This window comes from Pseudomonas sp. NyZ480 (genome assembly GCF_029537255.1).
Lineage (GTDB): Bacteria > Pseudomonadota > Gammaproteobacteria > Pseudomonadales > Pseudomonadaceae > Aquipseudomonas > Aquipseudomonas taiwanensis.
The window spans coordinates 3,889,932-3,908,549 of sequence record NZ_CP120626.1 but is presented as its reverse complement, the minus strand read 5'-3'; the positions used below and the strand labels follow the sequence as shown (position 1 = coordinate 3,908,549).

Annotated in this window: 15 protein-coding genes; 9 read left to right on the top strand and 6 right to left on the bottom strand. The window is 61.4% G+C overall.

Annotated features, from left to right (window positions below):
- The first annotated feature begins 172 nt into the window (after positions 1–172).
- Both rluB and P3R38_RS17905 read left to right on the top strand, forming a co-directional pair.
- A complete protein-coding gene (rluB, locus tag P3R38_RS17910; protein WP_023381611.1) occupies positions 173–1,237 on the top strand; it encodes a 23S rRNA pseudouridine(2605) synthase RluB in 1,065 nt (354 codons plus the stop codon).
- Positions 1,238–1,875: 638 nt separating this feature from the next.
- Entirely contained in the window at positions 1,876–3,294 is a 1,419-nt protein-coding gene (locus tag P3R38_RS17905) for an amino acid permease (RefSeq protein ID WP_162144470.1), read from the top strand.
- 121 nt (positions 3,295–3,415) lie between these two features.
- On the opposite strand, the gene P3R38_RS17900 is transcribed toward P3R38_RS17905, so the two are convergent.
- Entirely contained in the window at positions 3,416–4,300 is an 885-nt protein-coding gene (locus P3R38_RS17900) for a LysR substrate-binding domain-containing protein (protein ID WP_023381608.1), read from the bottom strand.
- 152 nt (positions 4,301–4,452) lie between these two features.
- On the opposite strand from P3R38_RS17900, the gene P3R38_RS17895 reads away from it, so the two are divergent.
- Positions 4,453–7,473, top strand: a complete 3,021-nt coding sequence (locus P3R38_RS17895; RefSeq protein ID WP_023381607.1) for an FAD-binding and (Fe-S)-binding domain-containing protein — start codon at positions 4,453–4,455, stop codon at positions 7,471–7,473.
- A gap of 107 nt (positions 7,474–7,580) precedes the next feature.
- Here the strand turns inward: P3R38_RS17895 and P3R38_RS17890 are convergent, their stop codons facing one another.
- From P3R38_RS17890 to phhA, 4 genes are all read right to left on the bottom strand, one after another.
- The gene (locus P3R38_RS17890) at positions 7,581–8,780 is read right to left on the bottom strand and encodes an MFS transporter (RefSeq protein ID WP_027908220.1); all 1,200 of its coding nucleotides are present in this window, start codon (positions 8,778–8,780) and stop codon (positions 7,581–7,583) included.
- Between the two features lie 98 nt (positions 8,781–8,878).
- Positions 8,879–9,007, bottom strand: coding sequence for a hypothetical protein (locus P3R38_RS17885; RefSeq protein WP_256583288.1), 129 nt, complete (start codon positions 9,005–9,007; stop codon positions 8,879–8,881).
- Positions 9,008–9,271: 264 nt separating this feature from the next.
- A complete protein-coding gene (locus P3R38_RS17880) occupies positions 9,272–9,628 on the bottom strand; it encodes a 4a-hydroxytetrahydrobiopterin dehydratase (protein ID WP_003254532.1) in 357 nt (118 codons plus the stop codon).
- Positions 9,629–9,667: 39 nt separating this feature from the next.
- A complete protein-coding gene (phhA, locus tag P3R38_RS17875) occupies positions 9,668–10,456 on the bottom strand; it encodes a phenylalanine 4-monooxygenase (RefSeq protein WP_023381604.1) in 789 nt (262 codons plus the stop codon).
- A gap of 254 nt (positions 10,457–10,710) precedes the next feature.
- Between phhA and P3R38_RS17870 the strand changes: the two genes are divergently transcribed.
- Positions 10,711–12,270, top strand: a complete 1,560-nt coding sequence (locus tag P3R38_RS17870; RefSeq protein ID WP_104883411.1) for a sigma-54-dependent transcriptional regulator — start codon at positions 10,711–10,713, stop codon at positions 12,268–12,270.
- Between the two features lie 58 nt (positions 12,271–12,328).
- Here P3R38_RS17870 and P3R38_RS17865 read toward each other — a convergent pair whose 3' ends face one another.
- Entirely contained in the window at positions 12,329–12,589 is a 261-nt protein-coding gene (locus P3R38_RS17865; RefSeq protein ID WP_023381602.1) for a DUF2790 domain-containing protein, read from the bottom strand.
- A gap of 417 nt (positions 12,590–13,006) precedes the next feature.
- On the opposite strand from P3R38_RS17865, the gene acs reads away from it, so the two are divergent.
- The 5 genes from acs (at position 13,007) to P3R38_RS17840 (ending at position 18,549) form a co-directional block, all read left to right on the top strand.
- Complete coding sequence (acs, locus tag P3R38_RS17860; RefSeq protein WP_023381601.1) at positions 13,007–14,968, top strand: acetate--CoA ligase; 1,962 nt, start codon at positions 13,007–13,009, stop codon at positions 14,966–14,968.
- Positions 14,969–15,503: 535 nt separating this feature from the next.
- Positions 15,504–16,289 (top strand): ABC transporter substrate-binding protein, encoded by a 786-nt coding sequence (locus P3R38_RS17855; protein WP_023381599.1) that lies wholly within the window; start codon positions 15,504–15,506, stop codon positions 16,287–16,289.
- Positions 16,290–16,377: 88 nt separating this feature from the next.
- Positions 16,378–17,067 (top strand): ABC transporter permease, encoded by a 690-nt coding sequence (locus tag P3R38_RS17850; protein WP_023381598.1) that lies wholly within the window; start codon positions 16,378–16,380, stop codon positions 17,065–17,067.
- On the top strand, positions 17,064–17,762 hold the full coding sequence (locus tag P3R38_RS17845; RefSeq protein WP_023381597.1) for an ABC transporter permease: 699 nt from the start codon (positions 17,064–17,066) through the stop codon (positions 17,760–17,762). The genes P3R38_RS17850 and P3R38_RS17845 overlap by 4 nt, the downstream gene beginning before the upstream one ends.
- Before the next feature lie 22 nt (positions 17,763–17,784).
- Entirely contained in the window at positions 17,785–18,549 is a 765-nt protein-coding gene (locus P3R38_RS17840) for an ABC transporter ATP-binding protein (RefSeq protein WP_023381596.1), read from the top strand.
- Positions 18,550–18,618 lie beyond the last annotated feature (69 nt).

The window sequence follows — 18,618 nt, the reverse complement described above, 5'->3', positions numbered from 1 at the left end:
CGTGTCGTTGCCGACTTGCCGGCAATCAGGCAGCTTCGGTCAGCGCATAAGCCATTGGGCAGAAAACCCACTGCGCTACAGTGCGCTCGCGTCCGGAACCGCGTATGATACGCGCCCTTTTGGCACGTTCGTCGCCAAACCCTGATTCATTCCTACACCGGGAGGTGCCCAGATGAGTGAGCAAGACCTGCAAGACAGCCAACCCACCCCTCCATCCGGCGAAAAGCTGCAGAAAGTGCTGGCGCGCATTGGCGTCGGCTCGCGCCGTGACGTCGAGGCCTGGATCAGCCAGGGCCGTATCAAAGTCAACGGCGTCGAAGCCACCCTCGGCCTGCGCGTCGACCTGCACGATGCGATCACGGTCGATGGCAAGCTGATCAAGCGCGAAGAGGCCGCCGAGGCCACTCGCCGGGTGATCATGTACAACAAGCCCGATGGCGAGATCTGCACCCGTGACGACCCCGAAGGTCGTCCGACCGTGTTCGATCGCCTCCCGCGCCCGAAAGAAGGCCGCTGGATCAACATCGGCCGTCTGGACATCAACACCACTGGCCTGTTGCTGTTCACCACCGACGGTGAGCTGGCCAATCGCCTGATGCACCCCTCCTACGAGATGGACCGCGAGTACGCAGTGCGTGTGCGTGGCGAGGTGGACGACGAGATGATCGAACGCCTCAAGGCCGGCGTGATGCTCGAGGATGGCCCGGCCAAGTTCACCGACATCCAGAAAGCCCCCGGTGGTGAAGGCTTCAACCACTGGTATCACTGCGTGGTAATGGAAGGGCGTAACCGTGAGGTACGTCGCCTGTGGGAATCCCAGGGCATGGTGGTCAGCCGACTGAAGCGCGTACGTTTCGGCCCGGTGTTCCTCAATTCCGACCTGCCGATGGGCCGCTGGCGCGAAATGACCCAGGGCGAAATCGACATCCTGGCCGCTGAAGTGGGCCTGCAGCCGGTAGCGCTGCCAGCCATGAACCTCAAGGCCAAGGACAAGATGGAGCGCATGCAGCGCAAGTCGACCCGTCCACTGGGCCGCAACGAGCGCGTACGCAACCTTCGCCCGGCGCACGAGGGCAGCGCTGCCGAGCGTCCTGCGCGTCAGCCACGTGAAGAAGCCCCGCGCAAAGGCAGCCGCGGCAGCACTGTCGCCGAGCGCCCGAGCGAGATGCGCAAGCGTCCTGCAAGGCCGGAAGGCGACAAGCCAACCGGGCGTGGTCGTGGCAAGCCGCGTGGTTGATCTGCACTGCTGATCAAAGAGCCAGCCTTCGGGCTGGCTTTTTCATGTCTGCACGATGCGGTCGCGCCATGCAACGCTCAGCCAAGATCTTGAACGAAAAGAAATTTTCCGACGACTGGCAAGTTTTCAAACCGCCTTGTAAAGAAAATTGTACGAAATCATCCGATTTCCCTGACCGCCACCTTTTTCTGTAAACAGAACTTGCCGACAAGCACCTCCTCGAACCTGCCCTGTCCCCGCCGGCCTATTGCCCAAACCCCCGCCCCACGCTGATATAGCGAGCATTGCCGCGTGCAAGAAGCCCCTCCGCAGAGCTGGGCATACAGAACAACAAATGGAGGCGCCATGTACGCCGATCACCTCGCCTTTGAAGGCCTACACCACAGGACCGGTGCGTTTTTTCCCCAGGAAACGACGCAACGCGTTGACGCCTGCGCGTTCGCGGGGGTATACAGTGCGCCGCGTTTTACCTGTGACCCTTATGCGTACCGCGCACTCTTGGCCACGCCCGGCTGATCCGCCCCGGCGGAGCCTGTGTCCAAGAAACCCAAGGTAACCACCTTGCCCCATTCCGCTGCGCCACGAGCGCGGTGGGTCCGATTCCGTCACAGATAAAAACAATGCAGGTGACTTCGTTCATGAGTGGACAAAACATGCATTCAGGCGAGCTCAAGCGGGGCCTGAAGAACCGCCATATCCAATTGATCGCCCTCGGCGGCGCGATTGGTACCGGTCTGTTCCTCGGCTCGGCAGGCGTGATGAAATCCGCCGGCCCGTCGATGATCCTTGGCTACGCCATCTGCGGCTTCATCGCCTTCATGATCATGCGCCAGCTCGGCGAAATGATCGTCGAAGAGCCGGTGGCCGGTTCGTTCAGCCACTTTGCCCATAAATATTGGGGGGGCTTCGCCGGTTTTCTGTCGGGATGGAACTGCTGGGTGCTGTACATCCTGGTCGGCATGTCGGAGCTCACCGCGGTTGGCAAGTACATTCACTACTGGTGGCCGGAGATCCCGACTTGGGTCACGGCAGCGGGCTTCTTCCTGCTGATCAACTTCATCAACCTGATGAACGTCAAGGTATTCGGTGAGGCCGAGTTCTGGTTCGCAATCATCAAGGTCGCGGCGATCGTCGGCATGATCGGCCTGGGTGCCTATCTGTTGACCAGCGGCAGCGGCGGCCCCGAGGCCTCGGTGACCAACCTGTGGGCGCATGGCGGCTTCTTCCCGCATGGCGTCAGCGGCCTGGTGATGGCCTTGGCATTCATCATGTTCTCCTTCGGTGGCCTGGAAATGCTCGGTTTCACCGCGGCCGAGGCCGACAAGCCGAAAACCGTCATCCCCAAGGCGATCAACCAGGTCATCTACCGCATCCTGATCTTCTACATCGGTGCGCTGGTGGTCCTGCTGTCGCTGACCCCTTGGGACAATCTGGTCGCCAGCATCGACGCCTCTGGCGGCAGCTACGGCAGCAGCCCGTTCGTCCAGGTGTTCTCGTTGCTGGGCAGCGATGTGGCTGCGCACCTGCTGAACTTCGTGGTACTGACTGCAGCGCTGTCGGTCTACAACAGCGGTACCTACTGCAACGCCCGCATGCTGCTGGGTATGGCTGAGCAGGGCGATGCACCTGCGGCGCTGGCAAAGGTCGACAAGCGCGGTGTGCCGGTTCGTTCGATTCTGGTTTCGGCGGCGGTGACCTTGATCGCCGTGCTGCTGAACTACCTCATTCCGCAGAATGCGCTGGAGCTGTTGATGTCGCTGGTGGTCGCGACCCTGGTGATCAACTGGGCGATGATCAGCTACTCGCACTTGAAGTTCCGCCAGCATCTGGATCGCACTGGCCAAAGGCCGCTGTTCAAGGCGTTGTGGTACCCCTATGGCAACTACATCTGCCTGGCTTTCGTGGTGCTGATCCTGGGCGTCATGCTGCAGATTCCTGGGATCCAGGTGTCGGTGTACGCGATTCCGGTGTGGCTGGTGGTGATGTATGTGTTCTACGTAGCTAAGGGCAAGCGTGGGGCGCAGGCCGTCGGCGAGGCTGGGACCATTACCAAGTAACCGCCTGATGGCATGAATGAAAACCCGACATCCGGTCACAGGTGTCGGGTTTTTTGATGTCCGTCACTGCTTGTCAAAGGCGGTTTGCCGACGTTGAGGGTCGCTGCAGGCAACCCGCCCATCAGATCTGCTCCAGCAACCACCCGCGAAACGCCCGCAACGACGGCAGCGCCTCATTTCTCGGCGGGTAGATCAGGTAGTAGCTGCGTTGACTGGCAAAGGCGGTCCCTGGGCTGAAGAGCTCACCCTTGGCCAGTTCCTCCTCCACCAGGATTCTCGGCACCAGGCCGATGCCGATTCCGGCCCGTACCGCTTGGATCAAGTGTGAGGTCAGCTCGAAGCTGGGCCCCAGGCGCATGGCCCGGTGGGGTAGGCCATGGTGCGAGAACCATTCGCCCCAGGCGTGCGGGTTGTTGGCCACGTTAAGCAGCACTTCTTCACTGATCCGCGCCGGCTCCCAGCCTTGGGCGTCGTTGCCGGCTTCGGACGGCAGGATCACCACCAGCTCTTCGGCATGCAAGCGATGGCAGATCAGGCCCGGCAAGTCGTGGCTGGCCACGCCAATGGCCGCGTCGATCTCGCTGGTGTCGAAGTTGATCGCTTCGATGCGTGAATGTATATGCACTAGCATGCCTGGGTGCGCGCTGTAGAACGCATGCAGGCGAGGTAGCAGCCATTTCGAGCCGAAGGTGGGAAGGGTTGCCAGGCGCAGGGTGCCGACGCCGGATTGGTATGCCAGGGCCTGCAAGGTCGCGTTGCGGATGCGCCCCAACGCCTCGCTCAGTTCGCGCTGGTACAGGCGGCCAACGTCGGTCAGCTGCACCTGTCTGCCCTCGCGCCGGAACAGCGTCAGGCCAAGCTGCTGCTCCAAGGCCTGCACTTGCCGGCTGACCGCGCTCTGCGTCAGGGACAGCTCGGCGGCGGCACGGGTGTAGCTTTCATGCCGGGCGGCAGCTTCGAAGGCCAGGAGTAGCGACATCGAAGGGGTCAGGTGGCGGTAATTCATTCATAAAAGTCATCGATAGCGGCAGGATTATCCGTTTGCCCCTGGGGCGAAAGTACAGGAACATGGGCCTATTCGTCATCCGTGCATACAGCGAACCATGCCGGAAAGACAGGATTTCCGTGAATTAGCCCATATCAAGAGGCCATCCTTCGATGATCGCCCAGCTGCCCACCCGCGCGCCGGCCGCCAACTACCCCGAATTTCTCGAAGCCCTGCGCAGCAGCGGCTTCCGTGGCCAGATCAGTGCCGACTACGGCACGCGCACCGTGCTGGCCACCGACAACTCGATCTACCAGCGCCTGCCCCAGGCGGCGGTGTTCCCGATGGACGCCGACGACGTGGCGCGGGTCGCTACACTGATGGGCGAGCCACGCTTCCAGCAGGTCAAGCTGACCCCGCGGGGCGGTGGTACCGGCACCAACGGTCAGTCGCTGACCGACGGCATCGTCGTCGACCTGTCGCGTCACATGAACAAGATTCTGGAAATCAACGTCCAGGAGCGTTGGGTGCGGGTTCAGGCGGGGGTGGTCAAGGACCAGCTCAATGCTGCGCTCAAGCCCCACGGTCTGTTCTTCGCCCCTGAACTGTCCACCTCCAATCGTGCCACTGTCGGCGGCATGATCAATACCGACGCCAGCGGCCAGGGCAGTTGCACCTACGGCAAGACCCGCGACCACGTCCTGGAGTTGCACAGCGTGCTGCTTGGCGGTGAGCGCCTGCACAGCCTGCCGATCGATGATGCGGCGCTGGAGCAAGCCTGCGCCGCACCTGGCCGGGTGGGCGAGGTGTACCGCATGGCTCGCGAAATCCAGGAAACCCAGGCCGAGCTGATCGAAAGTACCTTCCCCAAGCTCAACCGCTGCCTGACCGGCTACGACCTGGCGCACCTTCGCGACGAACAGGGCCGCTTCAACCTCAACAGCGTGCTGTGCGGTGCCGAAGGCTCGCTGGGCTACGTGGTCGAGGCCAAGCTCAACGTGTTGCCGATTCCCAAGTATGCGGTGCTGGTGAACGTTCGCTACACCAGCTTCATGGATGCCCTGCGCGATGCCAATGCGCTGATGGCGCTCAAGCCATTGTCGATCGAGACGGTGGATTCCAAGGTGCTGATGCTGGCGATGAAAGACATCGTCTGGCACAGCGTGGCTGAATATTTCCCCGCCGACCCCGAGCGCCCGACCCTGGGCATCAACCTGGTGGAGTTCTGCGGCGACGAGCCAACCGAGGTCAACGCCCGGGTGCAGGCGTTCATCGAGCACCTTCAGAATGACACCAGCGTCGAACGCCTGGGCCACACCTTGGCTGAGGGGGGCGACGCGGTCACGCGGGTCTACACCATGCGCAAGCGCTCGGTGGGCCTGCTGGGCAACGTCGAGGGCGAAGTGCGCCCGCAGCCCTTCGTGGAAGACACCGCGGTACCGCCAGAGCAGCTTGCCGACTACATCGCTGACTTCCGTGCCCTGCTCGATGGCTATGGCCTGTCCTACGGCATGTTCGGCCATGTCGACGCCGGGGTGCTGCACGTGCGTCCGGCGCTGGACATGAAAGATCCAGCCCAGGCGGCGCTGGTCAAGCCGATTTCCGACGCCGTGGCGGCGCTGACCAAACGCTATGGTGGCCTGCTGTGGGGCGAACACGGCAAAGGCCTGCGCTCGGAATACGTGCCGGAGTACTTTGGTGAACTCTACCCGGCGCTGCAGCGCCTCAAAGGCGCCTTCGACCCGCATAACCAGCTCAACCCAGGCAAGATCTGCACCCCGCCGGACAGCGCCGAAGGCCTGACACCGGTCGATGGTGTGACCTTGCGCGGCGATCTCGACCGTACCATCAGCGAGCGCGTGTGGCAGGACTTCCCCAGCGCCGTGCACTGCAACGGCAACGGCGCCTGCTACAACTACGACCCCAACGACGCCATGTGCCCCTCGTGGAAGGCCACCCGCGAGCGCCAGCACTCGCCCAAGGGCCGTGCCTCGCTGATGCGTGAGTGGCTGCGCCTGCAAGGCGAAGCCGATGTCGACGTGCTGGCGGTGGCGCGCAACAAGGTGTCCTGGCTCAAGGGCCTGCCGGCACGCCTGCGCAACAATCGCGCCCGTCAGCAGGGGCAGGCGGACTTTTCCCACGAGGTGTACGACGCCATGGCCGGTTGCCTGGCGTGCAAGTCGTGCGCGGGTCAGTGCCCGATCAAGGTCAATGTTCCAGACTTCCGCTCGCGCTTCCTTGAGCTGTACCACGGTCGCTACCAGCGTCCGCTGCGTGACTACCTGATCGGCTCGCTGGAATTCACCATCCCGTACCTGGCTCATGCGCCAGGGATTTACAACGCGGTGATGGGCTCGAAATGGGTCAGCAAGCTGCTGGCCGATAAGGTTGGGATGGTCGACAGCCCGCTGATCAGCCGCTTCAACTTCCAGTCGACCCTGACTCGCTGCCGGGTGGGTGTGGCCAGCGTACCGGCCCTGCGTGAGCTCACCCCGGCCCAACGCGAGCGCAGCATCGTGCTGGTGCAGGACGCCTTCACCCGGTACTTCGAGACACCGCTGCTGGCATCGTTCATCGAGCTGGCCCACCGCCTGGGCCATCGGGTATTTCTGGCGCCTTACAGTGCCAATGGCAAGCCGCTGCATGTGCAAGGCTTCCTGGGTGCCTTCGCCAAGGCTGCGATCCGCAACGCTACCCAGCTCAAGGCGCTGGCCGACTGTGGCGTGCCGCTGGTGGGCTTGGACCCGGCGATGACCCTGGTCTACCGCCAGGAATACCAGAAGGTGCCTGGCCTGGACGCGTGCCCGAAAGTGCTGTTACCCCAGGAGTGGTTGATGGAGGTGTTGCCGGAGCAGGCGGTGGTCGCGCCAGGCACCTTCCGGCTGATGGCCCACTGCACCGAGAAGACCAATGTGCCGGCCAGCACCAAGCAGTGGGAGCAGGTGTTCGCCCGTCTGGGCCTGAAGTTGGTGACCGAGGCCACCGGGTGCTGCGGCATGTCCGGCACCTATGGGCATGAGGCGCGCAATCAGCAGACCTCGCGGACCATCTTCGAGCAGTCCTGGGCGACCAAGCTGGACAAGGAAGGTGAGGCGCTGGCGACTGGTTATTCGTGCCGCAGCCAGGTCAAGCGCATGACCGAGCGGCAGATGCGCCACCCGCTGGAGGTGGTGTTGCAGTACGCGCAGCGCTGATCCGCGGGCGCAGACGGGGCGCCCTCTTCGTGGATGAACTCACAACCATGGGCTGATGCGGCCCTTATCTGTGGGGTCGGCTTTGGCGCGAAGAGGGCGTTGGCGATTCAGGATGATCGCGGCATTTTGCGGGCTCGCCGCGCCTGTTGGTAAAGGTACAGGCTCAACGCAAGTCCGCAGCAGGACGCCGCCGCCGCGAACAGAAACATCGAAGCGAATCCGAACCCCGACGCCACAGCACCGACCAAGGGGCCGGTGATCCCCAGCGACAGGTCGATGAACAGCGAGTAGGCCCCCACCGCTGCGCCACGGTTGGCCGCCGAGACCTGATTGACCGCTTCCACGCCCAGCGCTGGAAACACCAGCGAGAACCCGAAGCCACTGAGGGCGGCGCCCGCCAGGGCCATTTCCGCGCTTGGCGCCAGCCACAGCATGAGCAGGCCCACGGTCTCCACCGAAAGACAGGCAATGGCCACCCGAAAACCACCAAGCCGGTTGATCATGTTGCCGAACAATAGCCGTGCGCAGATGAAGCTCGCGCCGAACAGGCTCAGGGTCAGTGCTGCGTTGGGCCATTGGCGGCTGGCGTAGTACAGGGTAATGAAGGTGGCGATGGTGCCGAAGCCGATCGAGCCCAGCGCCAGTCCGGAACCATGGGGGAAGACCTTGCCCAATACCCGCATGAACGGCAGGCGAACGCCACTGACGACAGGTGCGGCGCGCTTCGGCCAGGCCAGCAGCAAGCCGATGATGCCCAGCAATAGGATGCTCGCTCCCATGCTCCACAGGCCCAGGCTCTTGACCATCAGCACGCCCAGCGGTGCGCCGACGGCCAGAGCACCATAGCTGGCGATGCCATTCCAGGAGATGACCTTGGCGGTATGTTCGGCGCCGACCCGGCCAATGCCCCAGCCGATGGAGCCGGAGCCCACCAGGCTTTCAGCGCTGCCTAGTACCAGGCGGCCGACGAACAGGCAGGCAAGGCTCAGCCACGGCAGGTCATTGAGGAAGGCGCAAGCCAGCATGAACACGCCGCTCAGGCCGCAGCCGAACAGGCCGTACATGACGGCCTTCTTGCTGCCGAGGTTATCGATGATGCGCCCGGCGGTGGGGCGGCTGAGCAGGGTGGCCAGGTACTGGACGCTGATCACCAGGCCGGCGACCACGGCGCTGAAGCCCAGGTCGTTATGCACATAGCCGGGCAGCACGGCCAGGGGGATGCCGATGTTCAGGTAGCCGATGAAAGTGAAGAGAACGATGGAGACGACTTGCTGGGTGACCGCAAGAGGTCGCGGTGAATCTGGCATGGGGGCCTTCGTGGCAGAGGTTCTGGACGGTGTGAAAACGCGATGACAAGGGTAGACCGCGGGTCAGCCGTTTTCACACTGTCGGAGGGCGTGCGCGGTTATTCCTGGTCGGCGCTGGATTTATCGTCGCGATCCTGCTCGACGCCAGGCGTCGGTTCGGTGTGGGCGGCAACGGATTGCTCTTCGGGGTTCAGGCTTGGGAAGGGAAGATTCGGGATTTCATGCATCTCGTCGTTCCTCGCAAGAGTGAGTGAAAAGACTGCGCCAGGCGCGTGAGTGGCTTCGAAAAGCTGGGGCAGGATACAGCACTCGGGATGACAGTTTGAACTTTTTGCCGGTCAACTGTCGGTTTTGCGGGCGGATATCGGGCGTTGAATCCAGGGCGCAGGCAGAGGCGCTGCGCCCCGCCGACAGGGTGGGCGTGCACTGCGTGGGTGTGGCCTTGCGTCGCGAAAGGGGGCAAGCGCCCCCCGCTTTTGGACGGCGTGCGGTTACTTGCGGCCTTCAGCCGTCTCGGCAACTTTGTCGGTGCGTGCGCACATGATGAAGTCGTTGCGATGCAGGCCTTTGATCGAGTGGCTCCACCAGGTCACGGTGACTTTGCCCCACTCGGTCAGCAGGCCTGGGTGGTGGCCTTCGGCTTCGGCGATTTCGCCGACAGCGTTGGTGAAGGCCAGCGCGTGCTTGAAGTTCTTGAACAGGAACACACGCTCCAGCTCCATGTGGCCGTCACGCACTTCGATGTTCCAGTCCGGGATCTCGCGAATCAGCTCCGCCAGTTCTTCGTCGGTCACTTTCGGCGCGTCGGCTCGGCAGGCTTCGCAATGGGCTTGGTTCAAGGCATTCATGGGTTGTTTTCCGGTTTGAGTTGTTATCGGCAAGGTCGCTCAGGCAGCGACCTTGGGTGGAAACTTCGGCGCATGCAGGCCCAGCTGCATGGCCTGGTGAACCATGCCCATGATGTCTTCATGGGCCAGGTCGAACAGGCGCTTGAGGTTGGGCAGCACGAAGTAGATCGGTTGCAGAATGTCGATACGATAAGGGGTGCGCATCGCTTCGATCGGGTCGAAGGCCTGGTGTTCTGGCTCGTCCGAGAGACTGTAGACGGTTTCTTTCGGCGAGGAGAGGATGCCGCCACCATAGATCTTGCGACCTTGCGGGGTTTCCATGAGGCCGAACTCGATGGTCATCCAGTACAGACGGGCCAGGTAGACGCGCTGTTCCTTGGTCGCGGCCAGGCCGAGCTTGCCATAGGTATGGGTGAATTCGGCGAACCAGGGGTTGGTCAGCAGTGGGCAGTGGCCGAAGATTTCGTGGAAGATGTCCGGTTCCTGCAGGTAGTCGAGCTCTTCCGGGGTGCGGATGAACGTCGCTACCGGGAAGCGCTTGCTGGCGAGCAGTTCGAAGAAGGTCTGGAAGGGGATCAGTGCGGGCACGCGGGCGACTTGCCAGCCGGTGGTGGCTCCCAGCACTTTGTTGATCTCGCCCAGTTGTGGAATGCGGTCATGCGGCAATTGCAACTGATCGATGCCGTCCAGGTATTCCTGGCACGCACGGCCCTCGATGACCTTCATCTGGCGAGTGATCAGTGTGTTCCACACCGCATGCTCTTGCTGCGGGTAGTCGATAAAACCGTGCGCATCGGGCTCGCGTGCCACGTACTGCGTCTGTTTCATGTGGCTCTCCTAGTAGGGCTTTTCTTGTTATGTCCACGACATACCCTAGGAATATCCCTTCATCCGCTCGATTGCACGGTGTGTCCTGGCTGCGACTAGCGCTTTTCGTCTCGTTGTTGTAACGATAATTTTACAAAATCAGCGCTTTGCCTGAAAATCCGCAGCGTCAGGCTGGAGAATTCGATGAATTTGTCAGCTTATCTTTACGACTTTTCCGCGCGCAGGTGAAAAACTTCGGCGCTTCGAGAGCTTTCATGCGTATCAAAGTCCATTGCCAAAACCGCATCGGCATCCTTCGGGACATTCTCAACCTGCTGGTGGAATACGGCATCAACGTGCTGCGCGGGGAGGTGGGGGGTGACCATGGCAACGCCATTTACCTGCACTGTCCCAACCTGATCAACCTGCAGTTCCAGGCGCTGAGGCCAAAGTTCGAGTCCATCGCCGGGGTGTTCGGGGTCAAGCGCGTGGGGCTGATGCCCAGCGAGCGCCGGCACATGGAGCTCAACGCGTTGCTCGGCGCATTGGATTTTCCGGTGCTGTCGATCGACATGGGTGGCAGCATCGTCGCCGCGAACCGCACCGCTGCACAGCTGCTGGGGGTGCGGGTCGATGAGGTGCCTGGCATGCCATTGGCACGCTACGTCGAGGATTTCGACCTGCCGGAGCTGGTGCGAGCCAACAAATCGCGTATCAACGGCATGCGCGTCAAGGTCAAGGGTGATGTATTCCTTGCTGACATCGCGCCCTTGCAGTCCGAGCACGATGACAGCGAGGCGCTTGCCGGTGCGGTGCTGACCCTGCATCGCGCCGACCGTATCGGCGAGCGCATCTACAACGTGCGCAAGCAGGAGTTGCGTGGCTTCGACAGCATCTTCCAGAGTTCACGCTTGATGGCTGCGGTGGTGCGTGAGGCGCGGCGCATGGCGCCGCTCGATGCGCCCCTGTTGATCGAGGGAGAGACCGGAACCGGCAAGGAGTTGCTGGCCCGTGCCTGCCATCTGGCCAGCCCGCGTGGCCAAGCGCCGTTGATGGCACTCAATTGTGCCGGCTTGCCGGAGTCCATGGCGGAGACCGAATTGTTCGGCTACGGGCCCGGCGCTTTCGAGGGCGCGCGGGCCGAGGGCAAGCTTGGGCTGCTGGAGCTGACGGCGGGCGGCACGCTGTTCCTCGACGGGGTAGGGGAAATGAGCCCGCGTCTTCAAGTGAAACTGCTGCGTTTTCTGCAGGACGGGTGTTTCCGTCGTGTTGGCAGCGATGAAGAGGTGTACCTGGATGTCCGGGTCATCTGTGCAACCCAGGTGGATTTGTCTGAATTGTGCGCGCGCGGCGAGTTCCGCCAGGACCTCTACCACCGCCTCAACGTGCTGTCGTTGCATATTCCGCCGCTGCGTGAGTGCATGGACGGGCTGGAGGGCTTGGTGCAGCATTTTCTCGACCAGGCCAGCCGGCAGATTGGCTGTGCGATGCCGCGTCTGGCGCCAGCGGCGATGGACAAGCTCGGCCAGTACCATTGGCCAGGCAACGTGCGGCAATTGGAGAACGTGCTGTTCCAGGCCGTGTCGTTATGCGAGGGCGGGGTGGTGAAAAGCGAACATATTCGTTTGCCGGACTATGGCGTGCGCCAACCGTTGGGTGAGTTTTCCCTGGACGGGGACCTTTCGCAGATTGTCGGGCGCTTTGAAAAAGCCGTACTGGAAAGTTTGATGGCCGAATACCCAAGCAGTCGGGCATTGGGAAAACGACTGGGGGTTTCGCACACGACGATTGCCAATAAGTTGCGTGATTATTCGCTCAACAAGTCGGGTGAATAGTCAAGAACGCGAAAGGGACCCAGTGGGGCCCCATTCCAGCTCGCAACGCCAGAGAAACTTAGCCGTTAGAGCAACCGTTACCCATCACACGGTATTCGAGAACGTGCTTCTGGCCCTTGGAGTCCTCGTAGGTCATGCGGGCAGGTACTACTTCGCAGACATTAGGCACTTCGCTCATGGAGATCACGCGGGCGATGTCCAGGTGCTGCGAGTAACTGTATTGTTCAACCGGAATCTGCTCGGCCTCTTTTGCAACTTCGCCCGCCATCGCTGCGCTGCAAACAACACTGCCAAGTACCAATGCCAGTAACGCTTTCATTTTCATTTTACCTTTCTAAGGTCGTGAGGGGGTGCGCGGCGCTTTTGGCGCCGCGAGTACTGCTAAGTTTCAACTATCAGTTAGAGGGAGATTAACAGTTGCCTTCGTGGGGGCTGTTACCAGTAGTTAATCGCCTTGCCGTTGTTGGCGAGGTGAAGTTTATGCCCAGGTAGTGGGGTGAAACAGAGCGTGTTTTGATAAAGTTTTTTTGCCTTTTGACAGAATCTGTAACAATCCCTGGGCAACCTCCTTGGTTTTTTCCTCTGGCAGGGCCGCCGGGCGCGGGCTAGAGCGTTTGTGAAAAAACCTTCAGGGAAAATCGGGCCCCGCTACTACCAACGTCGAATGGCTTTTGCCGCTCTGGTACAGTTACAAACGAATCCATACAACAACAACTATTACACCGAGGTAACACAGATGAGTGCGGCTCCACTGTATCCCGTTCGTCCCGAGGTTGCGGCCACTACCCTGACCGACGAGGCCACCTACAAGGCCATGTACCAGCAATCGGTGATCAACCCGGACGGCTTCTGGCGTGAGCAGGCCCAGCGAATCGACTGGATCAAGCCTTTCACCAAGGTCAAGCAGACCTCTTTCGACGACCACCACGTCGATATCAAATGGTTCGCCGACGGCACTCTGAACGTTTCCTCCAACTGCCTGGATCGCCACCTCGAAACGCGCGGCGACCAGGTGGCGATCATCTGGGAGGGCGACGACCCTTCCGAACACCGCAACATCACTTATCGCGAACTTCACGAGCAGGTGTGCAAGTTCGCCAACGCTCTGCGCGGCCAGGACGTGCACCGTGGTGACGTGGTGACCATCTACATGCCGATGATTCCAGAGGCGGTGGTGGCCATGCTGGCGTGCGCCCGTATCGGCGCCATTCACTCGGTGGTGTTCGGCGGCTTCTCGCCGGAAGCGCTGGCCGGGCGCATCATCGACTGCCGCTCGAAGGTGGTGATCACCGCCGACGAAGGTGTGCGCGGTGGCCGTCGCACGCCGCTCAAGGCCAACGTCGACCTGGCCCTGACCAACCCCGAAACCAATAGCGTGCAAAAGATCATCGTATGCAAGCGCACCGGTGGCGACATCGCCTGGCACCAGCACCGCGATATCTGGTACGAAGACCTGATGAAAGTGGCCTCCAGCCACTGCGCGCCGAAGGAAATGGGGGCCGAGGAGCCGCTGTTCATCCTCTATACCTCGGGTTCCACCGGCAAGCCCAAGGGTGTGCTGCACACCACCGGCGGCTACCTGGTGTATGCCGCACTGACCCATGAGCGCGTGTTCGACTACCGCCCGGGCGAAGTCTACTGGTGCACGGCGGACGTCGGTTGGGTCACTGGTCACAGCTATATCGTCTATGGCCCTCTGGCGAACGGTGCCACCACCCTGTTGTTCGAGGGCGTGCCGAACTACCCCGATATCACCCGCGTGTCGAAGATCGTCGACAAGCACAAGGTCAACATTCTCTACACTGCGCCTACCGCCATCCGCGCGATGATGGCCGAAGGGCAGGCCGCGGTGGAGGGCGCCGATGGTTCCAGCCTGCGCCTGCTCGGTTCGGTGGGCGAGCCGATCAACCCGGAAGCCTGGAACTGGTACTACAAGACCGTTGGCAAAGAGCGCTGCCCGATCGTCGATACCTGGTGGCAGACCGAAACCGGCGGCATCCTTATCAGTCCGCTGCCAGGGGCTACCGGCCTCAAGCCCGGTTCGGCGACCCGTCCGTTCTTCGGGGTGGTGCCCGCGTTGGTGGATAACCTGGGCAACCTGATCGAGGGCGCCGCCGAGGGCAATCTGGTGATCCTCGACTCCTGGCCGGGCCAGTCGCGCTCGCTGTTTGGCGATCACGATCGCTTCGTCGACACCTACTTCAAGACTTTCCGAGGCATGTACTTCACCGGCGACGGTGCGCGTCGCGATGAAGATGGCTACTACTGGATCACGGGGCGCGTGGATGATGTGCTCAACGTGTCCGGGCACCGCATGGGTACCGCCGAGATCGAAAGTGCGATGGTTGCCCACTCCAAGGTCGCCGAGGCGGCGGTGGTGGGGGTGCCGCATGACATCAAGGGGCAGGGCATCTATGTCTATGTCACCCTCAATGCGGGCATCGAGCCCAGCGAGCAACTGCGTCTGGAGCTCAAGAACTGGGTGCGCAAGGAGATCGGTCCAATCGCTTCGCCGGATGTCATCCAGTGGGCGCCAGGGCTGCCGAAGACCCGTTCGGGCAAGATCATGCGCCGTATCCTGCGCAAGATCGCTACCGGCGAGTACGACGCGCTGGGTGATATCTCGACACTGGCCGATCCAGGGGTGGTGCAGCACCTGATCGACACCCACAAGTCGATGAGCCTGGCTTCAGCGTAAATCGTGCAAAGGCCGGCTCGCCGGCGATGGGGCCGCTCTGCGGTCCTTGTGAACAATAAAAACCCCGTCCGGGCAACCGGCGGGGTTTTTGCTTTACTTACATCCTGTTACCCGACTTTCATCGGTAACCCTCTTTGTCACCGATTTCGCACAAGGCCGGGGCAAGAAGAAACAGGTTCGTGCGGTTTTGGTGCATTTGCGTAGGCATTTTTTGCAAGTCGGCACGCTGCACTTGCCGTACTACAAGGCTTTGCCAATAATAGGCCCGGTAATTGCTAGGTCAATAGGTTCTATTCCTTGCGCTTTTGCATATTTTGCAATGGCTGTCAACATCGCTCGATGCCGTTTCAAGCGCTTCTGTAAGTAGTTGTCGCTTTGAAGAAATATCGGCTTTCGGGCTGTCGTTAAAATGCCACTCACTCGCTCGTGGTCTGCGACCTTGGTCGAAACCTGCGCGGCTCGCGTTGTACCCATTCGCATATCGGGCAGCTGTTACCTCCTGCCTCGTATTGCCCCGTACCGATGGAGTTACCTGATGAAGAAGCTTGCACTGCTTGGCGCCCTGGCGCTGTCCGTGTTTTCCCTGGTGTCGCAGGCCGATGAAAAACCGCTGAAAATCGGTATCGAGGCCGCCTACCCACCCTTCGCCTTCAAGCAACCCGACGGTAGCATCGCCGGTTTCGACTACGACATCGGTAACGCCCTGTGCGAAGAAATGAAAGCCAAGTGCACCTGGGTCGAGCAGGAGTTCGACGGCCTGATCCCAGCGCTGAAAGTGCGCAAGATCGACGCCATCCTGTCGTCCATGTCGATCACCGAAGACCGCAAGAAGTCGGTGGACTTCACCAAGCGCTACTACCTGACCCCAGCTCGCCTGGTGATGAAGGAAGGCACCACCGTCAGCGACAGCCTGGATGAGCTCAAAGGCAAGAAAATCGGTGTGCAGCGTGGCTCGATCCACGACCGCTTCGCCAAGGAAGTCCTGGCTCCGAAGGGCGCCACCGTCGTGCCTTACGGTACCCAGAACGAAATCTACCTGGATGTCGCCGCTGGCCGCCTGGATGGCACCGTCGCCGACGCCACCTTGCTGGAAGACGGCTTCCTGAAGACCGATGCTGGCAAGGGCTTCGCCTTCGTCGGCCCATCGTTTACCGATGTGAAGTACTTTGGTGATGGCGTCGGCATCGCCGTGCGCAAGGGCGACAAGGCCAACGCCGATCGGATCAACGCCGCCATCGACGCTATCCGGGCCAATGGCAAATACAAACAAATTGAAGCCAAGTACTTCAACTTCGACATCTACGGTCCAGACTCGAAGTAAGACGTCGGGTTTCACCTGTGCAATGGTGCAAACAGCAGAGGCTCTGAGGTTTGCACCATTTTTATTTCTCTAGGTCGAGGACCTCATCATGTTGAAAGGCTACGGGGCAGTCATCCTCGACGGGGCGTGGCTGACGCTGCAGCTCGCCCTGTCGTCGATGGCCCTGGCCATCGTGCTCGGTCTGATCGGTGTGGCGCTGCGCTTGTCGCCGGTGCGCTGGTTGGCCTGGCTGGGTGACATGTACGCCACGGTGATCCGTGGTATTCCGGATCTGGTGCTGATCCTGCTGATCTTCTATGGCGGTCAGGACATCATCAACCGCGTGGCACCGCTGCTTGGCTACGACGATTACATCGATCTGAACCCGCTGGTCGCCGGTATCGGCACGCTGGGCTTCATTTTCGGGGCGTACCTCTCGGAAACTTTCCGTGGCGCCTTCCTCGGTATTCCCAAGGGCCAGGCCGAAGCCGGCGTGGCCTATGGCATGAGCAATCGCCAGGTCTTCTTCCGCATCCTGGTGCCGCAGATGATCCGGCTGGCGATTCCCGGTTTCACCAACAACTGGTTGGTGTTGACCAAGGCGACGGCGCTGATTTCGGTGGTCGGCCTACAAGACATGATGTTCAAGGCCAAGCAGGCTGCCGATGCCACCCGTGAACCTTTCACCTTCTTCCTGGCGGTGGCGGCGTTGTACCTGGTGATCACCAGTGTCTCGCTGCTGGCCCTGCGGTATCTCGAGAAACGCTACTCGGTAGGCGTCAAGGTGGCTGAACTATGATCTTCGACTACAACGTGGTCTGGGAGGCGATGCCGCTGTACTTCGGTGGATTGCTGACCACCCTGAAACTGTTGGCGCTGTCGCTGTTGTTCGGCCTGCTGGCGGCCATCCCGCTGGGCTTGATGCGGGTCTCCAAGCAGCCGTTGGTGAATGTCGTGGCCTGGCTGTACACCTATGTGATCCGCGGCACGCCGATGCTGGTGCAGCTGTTCCTGATCTACTACGGCCTGGCGCAGTTCGAAGCGGTGCGGGAGAGTATCTTCTGGCCATGGCTGTCGAGCGCGACGTTCTGTGCGTGCCTGGCCTTTGCCATCAACACCAGCGCCTATACCGCCGAGATCATCGCCGGTAGCCTCAAGGCCACGCCCCATGGCGAGATCGAGGCTGCCAAGGCGGTGGGCATGTCGCGCATGAAGATGTATCGACGCATCCTGCTGCCCTCGGCCCTGCGCCGTGCGCTGCCGCAGTACAGCAACGAGGTGATCATGATGCTGCAGACCACCAGTCTTGCCTCCATCGTGACCCTGATCGACATCACCGGTGCCGCGCGCACGGTCAATGCCCAGTACTACCTGCCTTTCGAGGCCTACATCACGGCGGGCGTGTTCTACCTGTGCCTGACCTTCATCCTGGTGCGCCTGTTCAAGATGGCCGAACGCCGCTGGCTCGGCTACCTGGCGCCGCGCAAGCACTGATCGCTCTGTGAGAACCGAAAGCATGTACAAATTAGAAGTCCAAGACCTGCACAAGCGCTACGGCAGCCATGAAGTGCTCAAGGGTGTGTCCCTGGCGGCCAAGGCAGGCGATGTGATCAGCATCATCGGCTCCAGTGGCTCGGGTAAGTCGACCTTCCTGCGCTGCATCAACCTGCTCGAGCAGCCCCATGCCGGCAAGATCCTGCTCAACAACGAAGAGCTGAAGATGGTCGCTGGCAAGGATGGCGCGCTGAAGGCTGCCGATCCGCGCCAACTGCAGCGCATGCGTTCGCGGTTGTCGATGGTGTTCCAGCATTTCAACCTGTGGTCGCACATGACTGCGCTGGAGAACGTCATCGAGGCGCCGGTGCATGTGCTTGGGGTGAGCAAGAAAGAAGCCCTTGAAAAAGCCGAGCACTACCTGGCCAAGGTGGGTGTTGCCCATCGCAAGGATGCCTTCCCAGGCCATATGTCCGGTGGTGAGCAGCAGCGCGTGGCGATTGCCCGTGCCTTGGCAATGGAGCCCGAGGTGATGCTGTTCGACGAGCCGACATCGGCGTTGGACCCGGAGCTGGTGGGCGACGTGCTCAAGGTGATGCAGGCCTTGGCCCAGGAAGGCCGCACCATGGTGGTGGTGACTCACGAAATGGGCTTCGCCCGCGAGGTGTCCAACCAGCTGGTGTTCCTGCACAAGGGGCTGGTGGAGGAGACAGGTTGCCCGCGTGAAGTGCTGGCCAACCCGAAATCGGAGCGCCTGCAGCAGTTTCTCTCCGGCAGCCTGAAGTAAAGGCTGCACCTTTGCACCAGAATAGGGCATGCTGCGCGGCAAGCGCAGCCTGACCCGGCGCCACAGACT

Excerpts from the sequence above, each read along its gene's own strand:
- rluB (WP_023381611.1), top strand. The coding sequence starts at position 173 with ATGAGTGAGCAAGACCTGCAAGACAGCCAACCCACCCCTCCATCCGGC.
- P3R38_RS17905 (WP_162144470.1), top strand. The coding sequence starts at position 1,876 with ATGAGTGGACAAAACATGCATTCAGGCGAGCTCAAGCGGGGCCTGAAG.
- P3R38_RS17900 (WP_023381608.1), bottom strand. The coding sequence starts at position 4,300 with ATGAATTACCGCCACCTGACCCCTTCGATGTCGCTACTCCTGGCCTTC.
- P3R38_RS17895 (WP_023381607.1), top strand. The coding sequence starts at position 4,453 with ATGATCGCCCAGCTGCCCACCCGCGCGCCGGCCGCCAACTACCCCGAA.
- P3R38_RS17890 (WP_027908220.1), bottom strand. The coding sequence starts at position 8,780 with ATGCCAGATTCACCGCGACCTCTTGCGGTCACCCAGCAAGTCGTCTCC.
- P3R38_RS17885 (WP_256583288.1), bottom strand. The coding sequence starts at position 9,007 with ATGCATGAAATCCCGAATCTTCCCTTCCCAAGCCTGAACCCCGAAGAG.
- P3R38_RS17880 (WP_003254532.1), bottom strand. The coding sequence starts at position 9,628 with ATGAATGCCTTGAACCAAGCCCATTGCGAAGCCTGCCGAGCCGACGCG.
- phhA (WP_023381604.1), bottom strand. The coding sequence starts at position 10,456 with ATGAAACAGACGCAGTACGTGGCACGCGAGCCCGATGCGCACGGTTTT.
- P3R38_RS17870 (WP_104883411.1), top strand. The coding sequence starts at position 10,711 with ATGCGTATCAAAGTCCATTGCCAAAACCGCATCGGCATCCTTCGGGAC.
- P3R38_RS17865 (WP_023381602.1), bottom strand. The coding sequence starts at position 12,589 with ATGAAAGCGTTACTGGCATTGGTACTTGGCAGTGTTGTTTGCAGCGCA.
- acs (WP_023381601.1), top strand. The coding sequence starts at position 13,007 with ATGAGTGCGGCTCCACTGTATCCCGTTCGTCCCGAGGTTGCGGCCACT.
- P3R38_RS17855 (WP_023381599.1), top strand. The coding sequence starts at position 15,504 with ATGAAGAAGCTTGCACTGCTTGGCGCCCTGGCGCTGTCCGTGTTTTCC.
- P3R38_RS17850 (WP_023381598.1), top strand. The coding sequence starts at position 16,378 with ATGTTGAAAGGCTACGGGGCAGTCATCCTCGACGGGGCGTGGCTGACG.
- P3R38_RS17845 (WP_023381597.1), top strand. The coding sequence starts at position 17,064 with ATGATCTTCGACTACAACGTGGTCTGGGAGGCGATGCCGCTGTACTTC.
- P3R38_RS17840 (WP_023381596.1), top strand. The coding sequence starts at position 17,785 with ATGTACAAATTAGAAGTCCAAGACCTGCACAAGCGCTACGGCAGCCAT.